At 29.7% G+C, this 18172-nt stretch carries 15 protein-coding genes; 6 read left to right on the plus strand and 9 right to left on the minus strand.

The window, feature by feature from the left end; translation table 11 throughout:
* Window positions 1-133 precede the first annotated feature (133 nt).
* From H9W90_RS05020 to H9W90_RS05045, 6 genes are read right to left on the minus strand one after another with little or no spacing between them, the layout of a single operon-like run.
* On the minus strand, window positions 134-1468 hold the full coding sequence (locus H9W90_RS05020; RefSeq protein ID WP_187483365.1) for a 7TM diverse intracellular signaling domain-containing protein: 1335 nt from the start codon (window positions 1466-1468) through the stop codon (window positions 134-136).
* Window positions 1469-1524: 56 nt separating this feature from the next.
* Window positions 1525-2208: an aspartate/glutamate racemase family protein gene (locus H9W90_RS05025; protein ID WP_187483366.1), complete on the minus strand. Its 684-nt coding sequence runs from the start codon at window positions 2206-2208 to the stop codon at window positions 1525-1527.
* Complete coding sequence (locus tag H9W90_RS05030) at window positions 2205-2537, minus strand: DUF2834 domain-containing protein (RefSeq protein ID WP_187483367.1); 333 nt, start codon at window positions 2535-2537, stop codon at window positions 2205-2207. Before H9W90_RS05030 ends, H9W90_RS05025 begins: the two co-directional genes overlap by 4 nt.
* A 22-nt stretch (window positions 2538-2559) precedes the next feature.
* A complete protein-coding gene (locus H9W90_RS05035) occupies window positions 2560-3186 on the minus strand; it encodes a porin family protein (protein WP_187483368.1) in 627 nt (208 codons plus the stop codon).
* Between the two features lie 10 nt (window positions 3187-3196).
* Window positions 3197-5917, minus strand: coding sequence for a DNA gyrase/topoisomerase IV subunit A (locus H9W90_RS05040; protein ID WP_187483369.1), 2721 nt, complete (start codon window positions 5915-5917; stop codon window positions 3197-3199).
* A 3-nt stretch (window positions 5918-5920) separates the two neighbouring features.
* Complete coding sequence (locus H9W90_RS05045) at window positions 5921-7780, minus strand: DNA topoisomerase IV subunit B (RefSeq protein WP_187483370.1); 1860 nt, start codon at window positions 7778-7780, stop codon at window positions 5921-5923.
* A gap of 246 nt (window positions 7781-8026) precedes the next feature.
* Between H9W90_RS05045 and lysA the strand changes: the two genes are divergently transcribed.
* The 6 genes from lysA (at window position 8027) to H9W90_RS05075 (ending at window position 15361) form a co-directional block, all read left to right on the plus strand.
* Entirely contained in the window at window positions 8027-9271 is a 1245-nt protein-coding gene (lysA, locus tag H9W90_RS05050; RefSeq protein WP_187483371.1) for a diaminopimelate decarboxylase, read from the plus strand.
* Between the two features lie 90 nt (window positions 9272-9361).
* Window positions 9362-9973 carry a fumarylacetoacetate hydrolase family protein gene (locus H9W90_RS05055; RefSeq protein ID WP_187483372.1) on the plus strand — a complete coding sequence of 204 codons (612 nt, stop codon included), beginning with the start codon at window positions 9362-9364 and terminating at the stop codon, window positions 9971-9973.
* A 9-nt stretch (window positions 9974-9982) separates the two neighbouring features.
* Window positions 9983-10498 (plus strand): GNAT family N-acetyltransferase, encoded by a 516-nt coding sequence (locus tag H9W90_RS05060; protein WP_187483373.1) that lies wholly within the window; start codon window positions 9983-9985, stop codon window positions 10496-10498.
* An 80-nt stretch (window positions 10499-10578) separates the two neighbouring features.
* On the plus strand, window positions 10579-12702 hold the full coding sequence (locus tag H9W90_RS05065) for a Tex family protein (RefSeq protein ID WP_187483374.1): 2124 nt from the start codon (window positions 10579-10581) through the stop codon (window positions 12700-12702).
* A gap of 20 nt (window positions 12703-12722) precedes the next feature.
* Window positions 12723-12866, plus strand: a complete 144-nt coding sequence (locus H9W90_RS05070; RefSeq protein WP_176397537.1) for a hypothetical protein — start codon at window positions 12723-12725, stop codon at window positions 12864-12866.
* A gap of 173 nt (window positions 12867-13039) precedes the next feature.
* A complete protein-coding gene (locus H9W90_RS05075; protein WP_187483375.1) occupies window positions 13040-15361 on the plus strand; it encodes a type IA DNA topoisomerase in 2322 nt (773 codons plus the stop codon).
* A gap of 184 nt (window positions 15362-15545) precedes the next feature.
* On the opposite strand, the gene H9W90_RS05080 is transcribed toward H9W90_RS05075, so the two are convergent.
* Genes H9W90_RS05080 through H9W90_RS05090 form a run of 3 tightly spaced genes read right to left on the minus strand, consistent with a single transcriptional unit; the run spans window position 15546 to window position 18059 of the window.
* Entirely contained in the window at window positions 15546-15767 is a 222-nt protein-coding gene (locus H9W90_RS05080; RefSeq protein ID WP_187483376.1) for a VF530 family protein, read from the minus strand.
* Between the two features lies 1 nt (window position 15768).
* Window positions 15769-16431, minus strand: coding sequence for an NAD(P)H-binding protein (locus H9W90_RS05085; RefSeq protein ID WP_187483377.1), 663 nt, complete (start codon window positions 16429-16431; stop codon window positions 15769-15771).
* Window positions 16431-18059, minus strand: coding sequence for an aminopeptidase P family protein (locus H9W90_RS05090; RefSeq protein ID WP_187483378.1), 1629 nt, complete (start codon window positions 18057-18059; stop codon window positions 16431-16433). The genes H9W90_RS05085 and H9W90_RS05090 overlap by 1 nt, the downstream gene beginning before the upstream one ends.
* Window positions 18060-18172: the final 113 nt, after the last annotated feature.

Raw genomic sequence — 18172 nt, forward strand, 5'->3', positions numbered from 1 at the left:
TCTATTGAAGACTTTTTTGCACTAATTGGGGGATTACTATATATCGCTCTGATAATGTAAAATTAGTAAATATCTCATAAATTCTATTTTTTTAGTTGGGTAGTTTTTGGGTAGTAAAACACTAAATAGACTGTTAATGCTGACTTTTAGCAATTACTAACACTTCTTTTCTACTTTTTATATTTAATTTTTCATAAATATTTTTAATATGAAACTTTACTGTATTTACAGAAATATTTAAAAGTGTTCCTATTTCTTTATTTGATTTTCCATCTACAATTAATTTAAAAATCTCATCTTCTCTAATACTTAAAACCGATGCTAATTTTTGATTCAAAATTTCTTTTTCTTCAGATATTTCTTCAGATAAATTTTTAATTTCTTTAGAATAATTAATAATTTCTTGTTTCATAAAATAATTATCATCTCTTAAAACTTTCATTCTATATAATACTGCAATAGAAAGAATTATCATTTCAAAAAAAGCTCCAATTTTAATGGTAATTGAATCGATATCAATAATTGATAAACCAATAAATTTTAGTATAAAGAAATCTATAGAGGAGAATAAAAGCAACACGTATGCTACTGTTAATATTTTATTATAAAAGCTTTTATTAAATAGTAAGATTGAAACGACCCAATATATAAAAAGTAATAAAAAAACTAACACGTTAAGTGTAAGCAAGTAATAATAATTATTAAAAATTAAAAAAAGTATTGCAACAACTATAATTACACCACCAACAGAATAGCTAATTCTTTTAATTTTAGGATAGTACCTGTCTAAAAACAGATAACTACTCGCAAATTTAGCTGAAAAATAAGTTAATAATACTAAACTTAAAGTCACAATAAATCTATTAAGGGCTTCACTAATATTATAAAAATTTAACATGCCATCCATGGAAAAAATTCCCAAACAAGTAAAACCTAAAAAGAGCGAATAGTATAGAAAAGTATCTTCTTTAAAAAGAAAAAAGTAAAAGAAATTATAAAGAATAATAAAAAAAGCAACACCGTAATAAAAACAGTTAAAAATTAGTTGATGTTTTTGATTTACAAACGAGGCTTCTTCTGTATCAAACTCAATGGGTATGTAAGAATGAAGTTTGGATTTAATTTTTATATAAACATCATTTTCTCTAGAAAAACGATATGTTAGATACCTTTGGTTGTTAAGTTTCTCTATTATATTAGAATTTTGATAAACAATTGCATCTGTATACCTATCATATGTAACCCTAAAAATATAGTTTTTATCTGTTTTATATGCTGGTATTTTAAACCAATAAGTAGCGTTATTATAACCCTCACTTATTTCATTTTTTAATAAATTGAAATCTGCATTTTTTATAGATTCTTTATTAAAAATATTTTCAGAATCTTTAACAAAATAAATATCTGTCTGCGAAAAGCTTATTCCAAACCAAAGGAATAAGAAAATATAAAGTAGTTGTTTTTGCATTTAAAATATTTGGGGGATAATACTTAAATATACTAATAAAATTGATAGTAAGTTTTTTAAATTTGATAAAAACCAGCAGTTGCGTGAATCATTGTCGTATCAAAAACGGGTACAGAAACATCTTCTTGATTGATTAATAACGGAATTTCTGTACATCCTAAAATAATACCTTCTGCCCCACTTTCTATTTGTTTGTTAATAATGTTGATGTAATTTACTTTAGAAACAGGATTAATTTCTCCTTTCGATAATTCATCGTAAATAACTCGATGAATTTCGTTTCTATCTAATTCATTAGGAATAATGGTTTCGATTCCAAATGACGTTAAAATATCTTTGAAGAAGTCTTTTTCCATGGTGTATTTTGTACCTAATAAAGACACTTTTTTCAACTTCTTCTCAATGATTTGTTTTGCTGTTGCTTCTGCAATATGAATTACTGGAATATTCACCACATTTCTAACAGCATCAATACACAAATGCATGGTATTTGCACAAATTAAAATACAAGTTGCGCCTCCTTTTTCTAAACTTTTTCCAGCTTTTGCCATTAATTCGTTCAACTTATCCCAATTTCCTTCAACTTGAAGTTTAGAAATCTCTCCAAAATCAAAAGAATTCATAATTACTTTTGCTGAATGTTTTGCGCCTAATTTTTCCGCATTTAACTGGTTTAAAATTCGGTAATATAAAATTGTTGATTCTGGCGTAATTCCACCAATAAGTCCTATTTTATTCATGTTTTTTGAAGTTTTTCTAAAGCATTTGCTCTCATATATAAAAACAACGGAAACGTAAATGCAATGGCGATTAAAAAAGTAAGCGGAATTAATACCCACCAAAACCTAATTTTAAGTTTTATAGATTCTGGAATCATAAACACAAAAAAAGTTAGCACAACAACCGTTAAATCTGCACCAAAAGATTTACCTACAAAATTGACTTGTGCATCTTGCATAAAACCTAAAAAAGTAGGGTTTTCTGTAGTTTGAAACCATTGAATATTATAATACCAAGTATAACAAATTCCTAAAACTGATAATGCTAAATAAAGGTTTTTAAGTTTCATGAGAAATTTAGTTATCTAATTTTTAGTATATCCAATATATTAGATTAACATTAAAATTCCTGTTTTTTATAACTGTTTCTATAAAGTTATTATCGCCATCTTCAGCTATATTATTCAAACCTAAATTATAAATAAAATCGAGGGTAAATTTGTTAATTTTTAACCCAATTCCTCCAGTTATTCCAAAATCAAGTTTTTTAAATTCTTTGTTTAAAGGAGTTTCAATAGGAGAATTTAAAACATTATAATCTCCGCCAATTAAATATGAAATATAACCTCCAAATTTTATATTCGGGCCAACTTTTGTTGTTTTTTTGTCTGCTAATAAAAGTAAGGGAACTTTTAAATAATTTAATGTAGCTGATTTTGCTAAATATGAGCCTCCATTAATATTTAATCTATCGTGTTTAAATCCATTTTGTATAAATGTTAAACCTGTCTGAAAAAACACATTTTGTCCTATTTTAGTTTTATAATCAAATCCAAAATTTACACCAAAAACATTTTTATAATCTAATTCTTTAGAATTATTTTGAACTTTATCTTTATTTAATTGGGTTGATAAATTCATTCCAAAATGAAAGCCAAAATCTTGACTGAGAACAAATGGAGAAATCAAAAGCAAATAAATTAAAATTCCTTTTTTCATTTTTATTCTATTAAAACAACTTCTGTTGTGTATCATCATCCGTATTTTCTTTTTTCTTCTGAATAGCTTTCTTTAAAAGTGCTTGTTTTTTATCCTCTTTATCAGCATCCTCTAAAACAGGCTTTTCAACAACAGGAATATCAATAAGTTTCTCTTCAATAACTTCTTCATCAACCACTTCTATTTCTTCAGTAGTTTCTTCCACTTCTTCTTCAAAAGGTAAAGATTCCAATAGATTTACTTGCTTCACTTTCTCTGTCGTTAATTGATTTCCTTGTGCTTTTATTCCTTTTACAGCAATAAATTCTTCAAAATTAACTTCCTCGTTTTCTAAACTTCGTTTCGAGTAAATTACTTCAGCAACTGGTCTGTAATCTGTGGCAACAATTTCTAACTGACTTTTAGGATGGTCAGAAATAAATTCTTCTTCCTTATCTGTAGTTTCAATTAGAAAACGTTTTACATAATAACGTTCCTTTTCTCCATCATAATAAATGGCTGAAATTGGTTTGTTTGGTTTCCACTTTTCCAAGACAATCATATCATCATCAAAATGCATTGCCAAATCTGGTTTTACCGCTTTTGCTTTTCCACTTTGGGTGATGATTAACAATTTATCTTCTGCTTTAAATTCGCCTAACAATTCACCTCTATCATCAACATTTAAACGTTGTACAGCATCATCAAACCAAATTTTACGAGGTTTTAAAGTAGAGACTCCTTCCGATTTAAAATCGACACTTTTTATTGAATATTTTGTAATTCTATTTCCACGAACTGCTCTTCCTTTTACAGCTAAATCCGCAAAATCGATGTCCCATTTCAACTTTTTCACACTTCCAACAGAACGTAAATTAATGGTAACTACTTCTGCTTCTCCATTTGGGTTCGCAGAAAAATAATGAACAATAGAACCTTTACTTCCGTTTGTTAAATCGTACTCTTTATCACGCGTTACAGAAGTTACGTTAAAACGTTTCATGTAACTTGGTCCACGAGCCCCATCTCTATACATAAAATTATAAACCGTTCTTTTATCTTTCTTTTTAAAGACAGCAACGTGTAAAATATCTTTTCCTACAAAAGTCTTCGCATCTACTTTTGTAACGGACATTACACCATCTTTTCTAAAGATAATAATATCATCTATATCTGAACAATCTGTAACAAATTCGTCTCTTTTTAAGGAAGTTCCAATAAAACCTTCTGCTCTATTTACATACAGTTTTGCGTTATTCATTGCCACCTTAGACGCTACAATGTCATCAAAAATTCTAATTTCCGTTTTACGCTCTTTTCCTTTTCCGTACGTTTCTTTCAAACGTTTAAAATAGTCGACTGCATACTCAATTAGGTTTGCTAAATGACCTTTTACAACGGCTATTTTATCTTCTAAACCTTCAATAAATTGCTTGGCTTTGTCAATATCGAATTTCGATATTTTCTTAATTCTTATTTCTGTTAAACGAGTAATATCTTCAACAGTTATGGCACGTTTTAAATGTTTTATATGTGGTTTTAAACCTTTATCAATTGCTTCAATTACGCCTTCCCAAGTTTCTTCCTCTTCAATATCTCTATAAATTCTATTTTCAATGAATATTCTCTCTAATGAAGAAAAATGCCATTGTTCTTCCAATTCATTTAACTGAATTTCTAACTCTTTTTTCAGCAATTCTACTGTTAAATCTGTAGAGTGTTTCAACATTTCTGAAACCCCAACAAAAACAGGTTTGTTATTCTCAATCGTACACGCTAAAGGTGAAATAGAACTTTCGCAATTCGTAAAAGCATACAAAGCATCAATACTTTTATCTGGCGAAACATTTGGTGGTAAATGCACTAAAATTTCTACTTCAGCAGCAGTATTATCTTCAATCTTTTTAATTTTTATTTTCCCTTTCTCGTTCGCTTTAATAATGCTTTCAATTAAAGAAGTGGTGGTTGTCCCAAAAGGAATTTCAGTAATTACCAACGTTTTCTTATCTAATTGCGCAATTTTTGCACGAACTCTTACTTTTCCACCTCGTTTTCCATCTTTATAATTAGTGAAATCGGCAATTCCGCCTGTTAAAAAATCGGGTACAATTTTAAAACTTCTTCCTTTTAAATATTTTATGGAAGCATCAATTAGCTCAATAAAATTATGAGGTAATATTTTGGTCGACAATCCAACTGCAATTCCCTCTGCTCCTTGTGCCAACAAAAGCGGAAATTTTACAGGCAAATCTATCGGCTCTTTTCGTCTTCCATCGTAAGACATTTTCCAATCCGTCGTTTTCGGATTAAAAACAACATCCAACGCAAATTTCGACAAACGAGCTTCAATATATCTAGATGCTGCAGCTCTGTCTCCAGTTAAGATATTTCCCCAGTTTCCTTGCATATCAATCAGTAATTCTTTCTGACCAATTTGCACCATTGCATCAGCAATAGAAGCATCTCCATGAGGATGATATTGCATGGTATGACCAACAATATTCGCCACTTTATTGTAACGTCCATCGTCCAAATCCTTCATAGAATGCATAATTCTACGTTGCACAGGCTTCAAACCGTCTTCTAAAGAAGGTACTGCTCTTTCTAGAATTACATACGAAGCATAATCCAAAAACCACTCCTTGTACATTCCTGTAACTTTGGTAATGGTTTCTTCTTGAGGCGATTCTAACTCCTCATTTTGGTTCGTTAATTCTTCTTCGTGTTCGTTTTCGTTTATTTCTTCACTCATATTCTAAACTTCATCTTCTATAGTGTCCAACTCAACTTTCAAATTATCAATAATAAATTTTTGTCTATCTGGTGTATTCTTACCCATATAGAATTCCAACATTTGTTCAATAGACATTTCTTTGTCTAACATTACAGGGTCTAAACGAATGTCATCACCAATAAAATGAACAAATTCATTTGGTGAAATCTCACCCAAACCTTTAAATCGAGTTATTTCTGGTTTTCCTCTTAATTTCTCAATTGCTTCTCGTTTTTCTTCTTCAGAATAACAATAAAAAGTTTCTTTCTTATTTCGAACTCTAAACAACGGAGTTTCTAAAATATATAAATGTCCTTCTTTGATTAATTCAGGGAAAAACTGCAAGAAAAATGTGATTAATAACAAACGAATGTGCATTCCATCAACATCGGCATCTGTTGCAATTACAATGTTGTTATAACGCAAATCTTCTAAACCATCTTCGATATTTAAAGCGGCCTGTAAAAGGTTGAATTCTTCGTTTTCATATACAATTTTTTTACTTAATCCGTAAGAATTTAAAGGCTTTCCCTTTAAACTAAAAACGGCTTGAGTGTTTACGTTTCGCGATTTTGTAATAGAACCAGAAGCAGAATCTCCCTCTGTAATAAACAAAGTAGTTTCTAAATAATTTTCCTTTTTAATATCACCTAAATGAATTCTACAATCACGTAATTTTTTATTGTGTAAACTCGCTTTTTTAGCACGATCTTTAGCTAACTTTCTAATTCCTGAAAGCTCTTTTCTTTCTTTCTCTGCTTGTACAATTTTTCTTTGAAGCTTATCTGCAGTGTCAGGATTTTTATGCAGATAATTATCTAGCTTTGTTTTTAGAAAATCGTTTATGTAGGTTCTAACTGTTGGTAAATCTCCACCCATATCTGTAGAACCCAACTTTGTCTTTGTCTGACTTTCAAAAACAGGTTCCATCACTTTTATGGCGATTGCAGAAATTATCGATTTTCGAATGTCTGAAGCTTCAAAATTCTTTCCATAAAATTCTCGAATTGTTTTTACAATCGCTTCTCTAAATGCAGATTGATGTGTTCCACCTTGTGTGGTGTGCTGACCGTTTACAAACGAATGATATTCCTCTGAATATTGGGTTTTACTGTGCGTAATTGCAACTTCAATATCATGTCCTTTCAAGTGAATAATTGGATATAACATATCATCTTGATTATTATTATCTTCCAATAAATCTTTTAATCCGTTTTCAGAGAAATACTTTTCTCCGTTAAAAATTATGGTTAAACCTGGGTTTAAATACACATAATTCTTCAGCATTTTTGCTACATATTCATTTCTGAACTTGTATTTCTTAAATATTTCTTCATCTGGTACAAAAGAAACTTTCGTTCCTTTTCTTCGAGAAGTTTCTTCTAAAAATTCCTGATTTTCTAAATTTCCTTGACTAAATTCCGCTGAAGCAGATTTTCCTTCACGAGAAGATTCTACTCTAAAATAAGAAGATAATGCGTTTACTGCTTTTGTACCAACTCCGTTTAAACCAACAGATTTTTTAAAGGCTTTAGAATCGTATTTACCTCCAGTATTCATCTTGGAAACTACGTCAACCACTTTCCCTAACGGAATTCCACGACCATAATCTCGAACCGTAACTTTACTTCCATGAATAGAAATTTCAATAGTTTTTCCAGCTCCCATTACATATTCGTCAATGGAATTGTCTAAAACTTCCTTCACCAAAATATAAATTCCATCGTCTGCAGAAGAGCCATCTCCTAATTTTCCAATGTACATTCCTGGACGCATTCTAATATGCTCTTTCCAATCTAAAGACCGAATATTATCTTCTGTATATTTTGTTTCTTGACTCATAAAAATCTCTTACTACTGTTAGGTTTGAAGTACTCGTAAAAATAGGGTTTAACAAAGAAAAATGAAATGCCTTTAACAATTAGTTATTAACATGATTTCAACGAAAATTAAAGCATTATTTTACTAAAATCATCAAGTAAATTTGATGTAAAAATCACAATAAAAAACAATTTGTTATATTTTTAAACAAATACAAGTTTATTAAACAATTTGGTTACTTTTGACCCGAAATAAAAATATATTATTGTGGAAAGAACACAACTTTTAGAATTAGCAAATAAATACGGAAGTCCTTTATACGTTTACGATACAGATAAAATTGAAACGCAATACAAACGCCTAACAGGTGCATTTAATTCTGTTGATAATTTAAAATTGAATTATGCTGTTAAAGCATTATCGAACGTAAATATTTTAAAGTTTTTAACCAATTTAGGTGCTGGTTTAGATACAGTTTCTATTCAAGAAGTACAATTGAGTTTAACAACGGGAATTGACCCAAAGAATATTATTTACACGCCAAATGGTGTTTCTCTTCAAGAAATTGAAGAAGTTGCAAAATTAGGTGTTCAAATTAATATTGATAATCTTTCTATTTTAGAATCATTTGGTCAAAAACATCCAGAAATTCCTGTTTGTGTTCGTATCAATCCGCATATTATGGCTGGTGGAAATTCTAAAATTTCTGTAGGTCATATCGATTCTAAATTCGGAATTTCGATTCACCAAGTTCCTCACATTCAACGTGTCGTAGAAAACACAGGAATGAATATTAATGGAATTCACATGCATACAGGATCTGATATTTTAGATATTGATACTTTTTTACGTGCATCAGAAATTTTATTTGATGTGGCAAAACAATTCAAAAATATCGATTTTATCGACTTTGGAAGTGGATTTAAAGTGCCTTATAAAGAAGGAGATATTTCTACAGATATAGAGCAATTAGGTTTACAATTATCAGAAAGATTTAATGATTTTTGTACTGAATATGGAAAAGAAATAACATTAATGTTCGAACCAGGTAAGTTTTTGGTTTCTGAAGCGGGTTCTTTTTTAGCAAAAGTAAATGTTGTAAAACAAACAACTTCAACAGTTTTTGCACATGTAGATTCTGGTTTTAATCACTTGGTTAGACCAATGATGTACGATTCTTATCATCATATTACAAATATTTCTAATCCGTCAGGAAAAGACCGTTATTACTCGGTTGTAGGTTATATTTGCGAAACTGATACGTTTGCATCAAACAGAAGAATTTCAGAAATTTCTGAAGAAGATGTTTTATGTTTCCACAATGCTGGAGCTTACTGTTTTTCAATGGCTTCTAACTACAATTCTCGTTATATTCCTGCAGAAGTTATGATTGTTGATGGAAAAGATTACTTAATTAGAAAAAGACAAACAATGCAAGATATTTTACAAAATCAAGTTGTGGTAGATTTTGCACCAAAAAGTAAAACTAAAAAAGAGAAAGTTACTGCTTAAAATCTTTAAAAATAAATTATTTTAGCCACAGAAACACAAAATATACATTGTGATTTTTGTGGTTTTTTTTTACATCAAAAATAAAAGAAAATGAAAATATTAGGAATTGGTAGTAATTATGTAATTGACCAAAAAGAAATCGAAGAAAGAAGAAAAGGAAAAAAGTTTATCTTCTCTAAACCAGAAACAGCTTTAGCAGTTAATTGCGATGTTAAATACCCAAGTTTCACAAATCAATTGGTTTATGAAGTTGAGTTAGTGATTAAAATCGGTAAAAAAGGGAAAGACATATCTGTTGAAAATGCAAACGATTATATTTCTGAAATTGCTGTAGGAATCGATTATACAGCCAAAGATGTTTTAAATGATTATAGAGAAAGAAAACATCCTTGGGAATTTGCAAAAGGGTTTGATGGTGCTGCTCCTATCTCCAATTTTAAGCCTGTTTCTAATTTTCCAGATTTGAATAATATAAATTTTGATTTAAAAATAAACGGAGAACAAAAACAAAAAAGTAGTACAGCGTTTATGATTAATAATTTCGCAGATATTATTTCATTTATTTCTGAATATATGACGTTAGAACCTGGAGATTTAATCTTCACAGGAACTCCTGCTGCAGGAATTGGAGAAATTCAAAAAGGAGATCATTTGCAATGTTCTATTGAAGGTGAATTGTTATTAGATTTTAAAATGATATAATTTTTACTGATGAAAATTCAACTTTCTACTTTAGACAATGTTCCTGCAATTATGGAAATTATTAATGATGCTAAAGCTTATTTATTATCTCAAAATATCGATCAATGGCAAAATGGATATCCAAATGCTGAACAAGTTGAAAACGATATTAAAAACGGAGAAAGCTTTGTGGTTGTTAATGATGAAAACCAAATAATGGCAACTTCCATGTTTACCACCAACAAAGAACCAACTTATAAAGTTATTGATGGAAATTGGATTATAAATGAAGATGAAAAATATGGTGTAATACATAGAATGGCAATCAAAAAAGAGTTTAGAAAATTCGGTTTGGCAACTTTTATGTTCCATGAATTTCACATGCAATTATTAGAAAATAAAGTAAAAAGTTTAAAGATTGATACACATGAAGAAAACATTGGAATGCAATCTTTAATCAAAAAATTAGGTTACAAATATTGTGGTGTTATTTACACAAGTTACAACGCAAAAAGATTGGCTTTTGAGAAAGTAATTTCTGAATAAATCAATATTAAAAGTATATTTACAACCTCATAAATTTAACTTTATGGGGTTTCTTTTTTCTGATAAAATTCAAATATAAAATGCAATTACTTCAATATATAATTCAGCAAACACAACTATCATCTAAATCTGTAGAAAACACTATCTCTTTGTTAAATGAAGACGCTACAATTCCTTTTATAAGTAGATATAGAAAGGAAATGACTGGTAATTTAGATGAAGTTGAAATTGGAAAAATAGTCAATTTTAAAGAAATTTTTGAAGCGTTAGAAAAACGAAAAAAAGCGATTTTAAAAGCATTAGAAGAGCAAAATGTTCTAACTGCTGAATTAGAACAAAAAGTAAACAATTCTAAAGATATGATTGCTTTAGAAGATTTGTATTTACCTTTCAAGAAAAAGCGAAAAACAAAAGCGGAAACTGCACGTTTACAAGGTTTAGAACCGTTGGCGAAGATGATTATGAGTCAGCGTATAAATGACTTGGAACATACTGCTTCAAAATATACTTCCAACGAAGTTGAAACTATTGAAGATGCTTTGGAAGGTGCTCGTTTTATCATTGCAGAATGGATTAACGAAAGAACTGATATCAGAACTCATATTAGACGAGAATTAGAACGTTATTCTACGATTTCATCGAAAGTTGTAAAGAAAGAAATTGATAACGAAAAAGCACAAAAATTTAAAGATTATTTCGATTGGAGCGAATCTTTAATGCGAATTCCATCACACAGATTGTTGGCAATTTTAAGAGCAGAAAATGAAGGCTTTATTCGTGTTAAAATAGAAATTGACAAAGAACGAGGGCTTCAAAAAATGGAAGACAGAATTATTCGTTCTCAAAACGAATGTTCAGAGCAAATACAATTGGCTATCGAAGATGCTTATAAACGTTTGTTATTTCCCTCTTTATCTAACGAAGCGTTATCAATTGCCAAAGAAAAAGCAGATGAAAATGCCATTTTAGTTTTTGCTAAAAACCTGAAACAATTATTATTAGGTGCTCCTTTAGGAGAAAAAAGAATTTTAGCAATCGATCCTGGTTTTAGATCTGGTTGTAAAGTAGTTTGTTTAAATGAGCAAGGAGATTTGTTGCATAATGAGAATATTTATCCTCATGAACCACAAAAACAAACCATAGAAGCGATTAAAAAAATCAGCTCTTTAGCAGAATCTTATAATACAGAAGCCATTGCAATTGGAAATGGAACAGCATCCAGAGAAACAGAACAATTGGTACAAAAAATTCAGTTTAAGAATAAAGTTGAAGTTTTTGTAGTTAGTGAAGCTGGTGCCTCTATTTATTCTGCTTCAAAAATTGCCAGAGACGAATTCCCAAATTACGATGTTACGGTTCGTGGTTCTGTTTCTATTGGAAGACGTCTGCAAGATCCTTTGGCTGAATTGGTAAAGATTGATGCAAAATCGATTGGAGTTGGGCAATATCAGCATGATGTAGATCAATCAAAATTGAAAAAATCTTTAGATTCTACTGTAGAAAGTTGTGTAAATACTGTTGGTGTAAACATAAATACTGCAAGTGAATCTTTGTTGAGTTATGTTTCTGGAATTGGACCAAAAATTGCAGAAAATATTGTAAATTATAGAAACGAAAATGGTTCTTTTACTTCAAGAACTGCCATTAAAAAAGTACCACGTTTAGGAGGAAAAGCTTTTGAGCAATCTGCAGGTTTTTTACGAATTAAAAATGGTAAAAATCCGTTAGATGATTCTGGTGTGCATCCAGAAAGTTATGCTTTGGTTGATAAAATGTCGAAAGACAACAAAGTAAAAGTTGCAGATTTTATTGGTAATAAAGAGATTCTTCAAAAAATAAATTTAAAAAATTATATTTCTGAAACCATTGGTTTGCCAACTTTAGAAGATATTATTAAAGAATTAGAAAAACCTGGAGTTGACCCAAGAGAAAAGGCAAAAGCATTTTCTTTTGACCAAAATATCAAATCCATTTCTGATTTAAGAACCGGACAAATTTTACCAGCAATTGTAAATAATATTACCAATTTTGGCTGTTTTGTAGATATCGGAATTAAAGAAAGTGGCTTAATTCACGTTTCTAACTTATCAGATACTTTTGTAAAAGATGTCAATGCAATTGTGGCTTTAAATCAGCAAATTTTGGTAAAAGTATTAGAGGTTGATATTGTTCGAAAGCGAATTCAATTGGCTTTGGTTAAATAAAATTTTTATTATCTTTAAACATGAGTAAAAAAGAAAAAACAGATTTATGGGATGACTTAACTGATTCTCAAAAGAATGAAATTCAGCAAGAAGTTAGTGAATCAATTAAAAAGAAAAAACTCTCTTGGGAAGATGTGAAAAAAGAACTTTCAAAATTAAAGTGATATTAATCCTATTTATAAATTAAATAATCTCTTAATTAATAATATACAAATTCCTATTTTAGTCCTTCATGTTTTAAGAAACTGAAGGACTTCTATTTTATTAACAATCGCAAAAAGAACATCTTTAATTATATAATAATTCACTAATTTCGAACTCACAAAATTAATCAACATTGAAAGTCTGTATTGCCGAAAAACCATCTGTAGCAAGAGAAATTGCTAATATTCTGGGAGCCAACACAAAACGTGATGGTTTCTACGAAGGAAATGGCTATGCTGTAACCTACACTTTCGGGCATTTATGCACACTTTTAGAACCTAAAGATTACAAACCACATTGGAAAAGTTGGGATTTGAACAACTTACCCATGCTTCCAGAACGTTTTGATACAAAAGTTACTGGAGATGCAGGAATTAAAAAACAATTTAATATTGTAAAAAGTTTATTTGAAAAAGCAGATGTTGTAATTAATTGTGGGGATGCAGGAACAGAAGGAGAATTAATTCAGCGTTGGGTAATTAACCAGTGTAATTACAAAGGAAAAGTAGAACGTTTATGGATTTCGTCTTTAACTGAAGAAGCCATAAAAGAAGGTTTCAACAATTTAAAACCTGCTGAACAATATGATAATCTCTATTATGCAGGATTTTCTAGAGCTATTGGAGATTGGCTTTTAGGTTTAAATGCAACTCGTTTATACACCGTAAAATTTGGCGGTTACAAGCAAGTTTTATCCGTTGGAAGAGTGCAAACTCCTACCCTTGCAATGTTGGTAACTCGTTTTGAGGAAATTCGAGATTTTAAACCACAACCTTATTGGGAATTGCAAACCACGTACAGAAATACACTTTTTAATTATGAAGATGGTCGTTTTCTGAAACAAGAAGATGGACAAGTTTTAGCAGATAAAGTAGCACAATCTGACTTTGAAATTGTTTCTGTTACCAAAAAGAAAGGTAAAGAATACGCTCCTAAATTGTTCGATTTAACAGGTTTACAGGTATATTGTAATAATAAATTCGGATTTTCTGCGGATGAAACACTAAAAATGGTTCAGAAGTTATATGAGATGAAAGTAGTTACTTACCCAAGAGTTGATACTACTTTTTTACCAAATGATGTATATCCGAAAATTGGCGGAATTTTGTCAAAACTGACAAATTATAGCGAATTAACGCAACCACTTTTAGGAAAGAAAATAAAGAAATCGAAACGTGTTTTTGATGATAAAAAAGTTACAGATCACCATGCAATTATTCCGACAGGAATTCAGGGCAATTTGCAATACAATCAGCAACAAGTTTATGACATAATTACCAGAAGATTTATTGGTGTTTTTTATCCAGATTCTGATGTTTCTAATACTTCTGTAATTGGAAAAGCTTCTGATGTTCCTTTTAAAACAACTGGAAAAGAAATTTTAACCAAAGGTTGGCGAGTTGCTTTTGAAACGGAAGAAAGTAAGGCAAAAAAAGAATTAAACGCTCAAGCTATTTTACCTTCTTTTGTAAAAGGCGAAAAAGGACCACATGAACCATCCTTTTTAGAAAAAGAAACAAAACCACCAAGAAATTTTACAGAAGCAAGTTTATTACGCGCCATGGAAACTGCAGGAAAGCAAGTAGATGATGATGAAATGCGCGAATTAATGAAAGAAAACGGAATTGGAAGACCTTCTACGCGTGCAAGTATTATTGAAACTTTATTCAGAAGAAAATATATAGAACGTAAGAAAAAGCTCGTTTTACCAACGCAAACAGGCATCGATTTAATTAATATTATTGATAACGAATTATTAAAATCTGCTGAATTAACGGGTCGTTGGGAAAAACGTTTAAAAGAAATTGAACGTGGAGAATTCAATGCTGGGACTTTCATAAATAATATGAAAAAAATGGTAGATGAATTGGTGTATGAAGTCCGTTCTAATACTTCTAAAAAGCGAATTTCTTCTAACGCAACTGCAAAGGAAGAAAAACAAACTACCAATTCAAAAACAAAAAAACCTGCAAAATCAAAACAAGTTGCTGGAAAAACCTGTCCGAAATGTAAAAAAGGGCAATTATTAAAAGGATCTTCTGCTTTTGGTTGTTCTGAATATAAAAATAATTGCGATTTAAAAATTCCGTTTGAAGTTTACGGAAAAAAGATTTCTGAAAATCAGTTAATTCGTTTGATTGATAAAGGTTGTACAACCAACTTAAAAGGTTTTAAAACCGATGCTGGTAAAGTAGATGGTTTAATTCGTTTTGATGAGCATTTTGCTTTAAAACTAGAACCTAAAAAAGAAATATCAAAACCTATAAATTCTACTTCAGATAAAATTGCATGTCCAAAATGTAAAAAAGGAACCATTTTAAAAGGAAAAACTGCTTATGGTTGTTCAGATTATAAAATGGGATGTGATTTTGTTTTTACGTTTGATAATATTAAGAAAATTGCCAATGGTAAACCTTTGACAAAGGAGTTGGTTATTGAGATTCTAAGTAGTTAATTATGGATTCTTGTTTTCTTAGGAATGAGAAAGCGAATTAAAAATAGAAAAACAATAACTTATAATATTTAAAATAAGTTAGCAAAAAGTTCTAGCCCTGATTGAACGGTTTATTTGAGCTCTTTTTTGCATTTTTTATGCAAAAAAAGCGAGTAGTGAAAGCAGGAAATAGCTCCATAAAAAATTAATCAAGCATATTTTTTTCGTAAAATTTTTCTACTTTTTCTCTTGCCCAAGGTGTGGTTCTTAAAAATTTTAAACTCGATTTATAAGTTGGGTTATTTTTAAAAGCGTTTATATTTAAAATATCTCCTAATTCTTCCCAACCATATTCTTTAAAAAGTTGCTCTACAATTGTTGCCAATTTTATGCCATGCATTGGATTGTTGGGTTGTTTTTCACTCATATTATTTAGAATTAGCAATTAATAAAATTTTATCTGAACTAATGATAGATTCATTTTTAGGGTTGTTTGCAAGTATTTTCATACAATTGGCAATTATTTCTGGATGAATCATTTTGTATTTCTTTAATGGTCCTATAAATAACGGATTAAAAATGGTCATAAATATCTTTCCAATTTTTTCTCCTACTCTACTTTCATCACGATTTCCGCCAATTAAAGAAGGTCTTAAAATAAATGTGTGTTTAATATTTTGCTTTAAAACATCTCGCTCCATTTCTCCTTTTGTTTTGTTGTAAAAAACTGAACTATTGGAGTTTGCTCCCATTGAAGACATTACCACAAATGTTTCTATACCATTTTTTTTGGAGAGTTTAGCAGCAGTTACTGGAATTCCGTAATCTATTTTTTTATACTTTTCTTTATCCTTGGTTTTTGAAGCTGTAGTACCAATACAACAGTAAACTTCATCTGCAGTAAAATCTTTTGCAGACTTTTCTAATTGTAATAAATCTACAATAAATTCTTCTATTTTTTCAGATTTTACTTTAACAGAACTTCTTGAAAATAGTTTAATTGTTGAGTAATTTTTATCAGCTAAAAGTTTTTCTAATAGAATTCCTCCTGTTAAACCTGTTGCTCCTAAAACAATTGCAGTTTTACCCATTATTTATCTAAATCTGGTAAAATGAATTCATCTAAAATAGATTTCTTTTTCATCATTTTTTCAATTTCATCTGATTTTCTTGGAGCCTCGCCAGATAAATTAATTGGGCCATTTTCTGTGATTAAAATATCGTCTTCGATTCTAACTGCAATTCCCCAATATTTTTCGTCACAATTACTACCTTCTGGAATATAAATTCCAGGTTCTACAGTAATTACAGAATTGGCTACAAAAGCACCATAAGTTCCTGCATCATGAACATCTAAACCAATATAATGTGTAACACCATGAGGTAAATAAGGGTGTTTTTCGTCCAAAGTTTTTATAATTCCTAATTTTAGTAAACCTTCATTTATCACTTTTCTACAAGCAGTATTTGGCGCATTAAAACTATTGCCTACTTTGCTTTCTGCAATACCAGCTTCTTGTGCGGCATAAACAATATCGTAAATTTCTTTTTGTTCTTTTGTAAACTTTCCGTTTGCTGGAATTGTTCGTGTAACATCTGCTGTGTAACCTCTATACTCTGCTCCTAAATCCATTAAAACCAAATCGTTACCAACTTTAGTTTTGTTGTTTTCTATATAATGTAAAATACAACCGTTATTACCTGCACCAACAATTGAAGGATATCCTTCATGTTCTGCGCCATATTTTTTGTAGACAAATTCATGAATTCCTTGTAATTCAGTTTCAGACATATGAGGTTTCATGGCTTTCATAACTTCTACTTGACCAACTGCAGAAATACGAACTGCTTTGGTTAACAATTTTAATTCTTCTGCAGTTTTTACTTCTCTTAACGCTGCTAAATTACTTGATAAAAAAGTAACATCTATATTAGTTTTTGCTTCTAATTTTAAAGAAATTTTCTGCTGTAATTCTTTTTTAATTTTACTATCAGTAGCATTTTTATATTTCATTAAATCTTCATCATTTTTTAATGAAGGATCATAAGCCAAGGCTCTACCAATTATTTGAGCAACATTTGCGCTGTTTTCAATTGGAGTAGCTTTTACCAATTCATAAACTTGCTTTTTTACTGGTGATAAAAAGTTATTAGGATTAAAACCTGAATTCTCTTTAAAAGCGACTACTAAATCGTAAACTTCTGCAGTGTTTCTTGTAGAGTTTCTATAATCATCACTAAATTTTTCGATTAAAACTCTGTCAAAATTTTTAAAATTGATGTTTGTACTTACAAACTCTTCAGCATTCATTACTTTTTTAAAGCCTAATTCATTTTTAGCTCCTTCAATTCCTAAACGTTTTCCATTCCATTGCTCTGCTTTTTCATCTTTTTTCTGAACATATAAAATTTCATTATAAGAAACTCCGTTTTCATCTGTTTGATTATCAGAAAATAGTACTAGAACACCATTTGGTTCTCTATAACCTGTTAAATAATAAAAATTTGGATCTTGATGAAATACAAAATCTACATCATTGGCTCTATTTCTTATTGGGTTTGCAAATACTACTGCTACAGAATTTGCTGGCATTTTCGCTCTTAATGCATCTCTTCTACTTTTATGAAATTCTTTAGATAAAAAATCAGTTGGAGTTTGTGAAAATCCACTGAAAGAAATTGTAAATAAAAGGATAAATAAAAATCTGAAACTTTTCATTGTAATTATATTAGTTGTTGTTTTTTCAAATGTAATATTATTTATTTTTTCAAAAGAAACATTAACAAAAAATTAGTGATTGATAATTGCGAATTTTTCAATAATTTAGCTGA

This window comes from Polaribacter pectinis (genome assembly GCF_014352875.1).
GTDB lineage: Bacteria > Bacteroidota > Bacteroidia > Flavobacteriales > Flavobacteriaceae > Polaribacter > Polaribacter pectinis.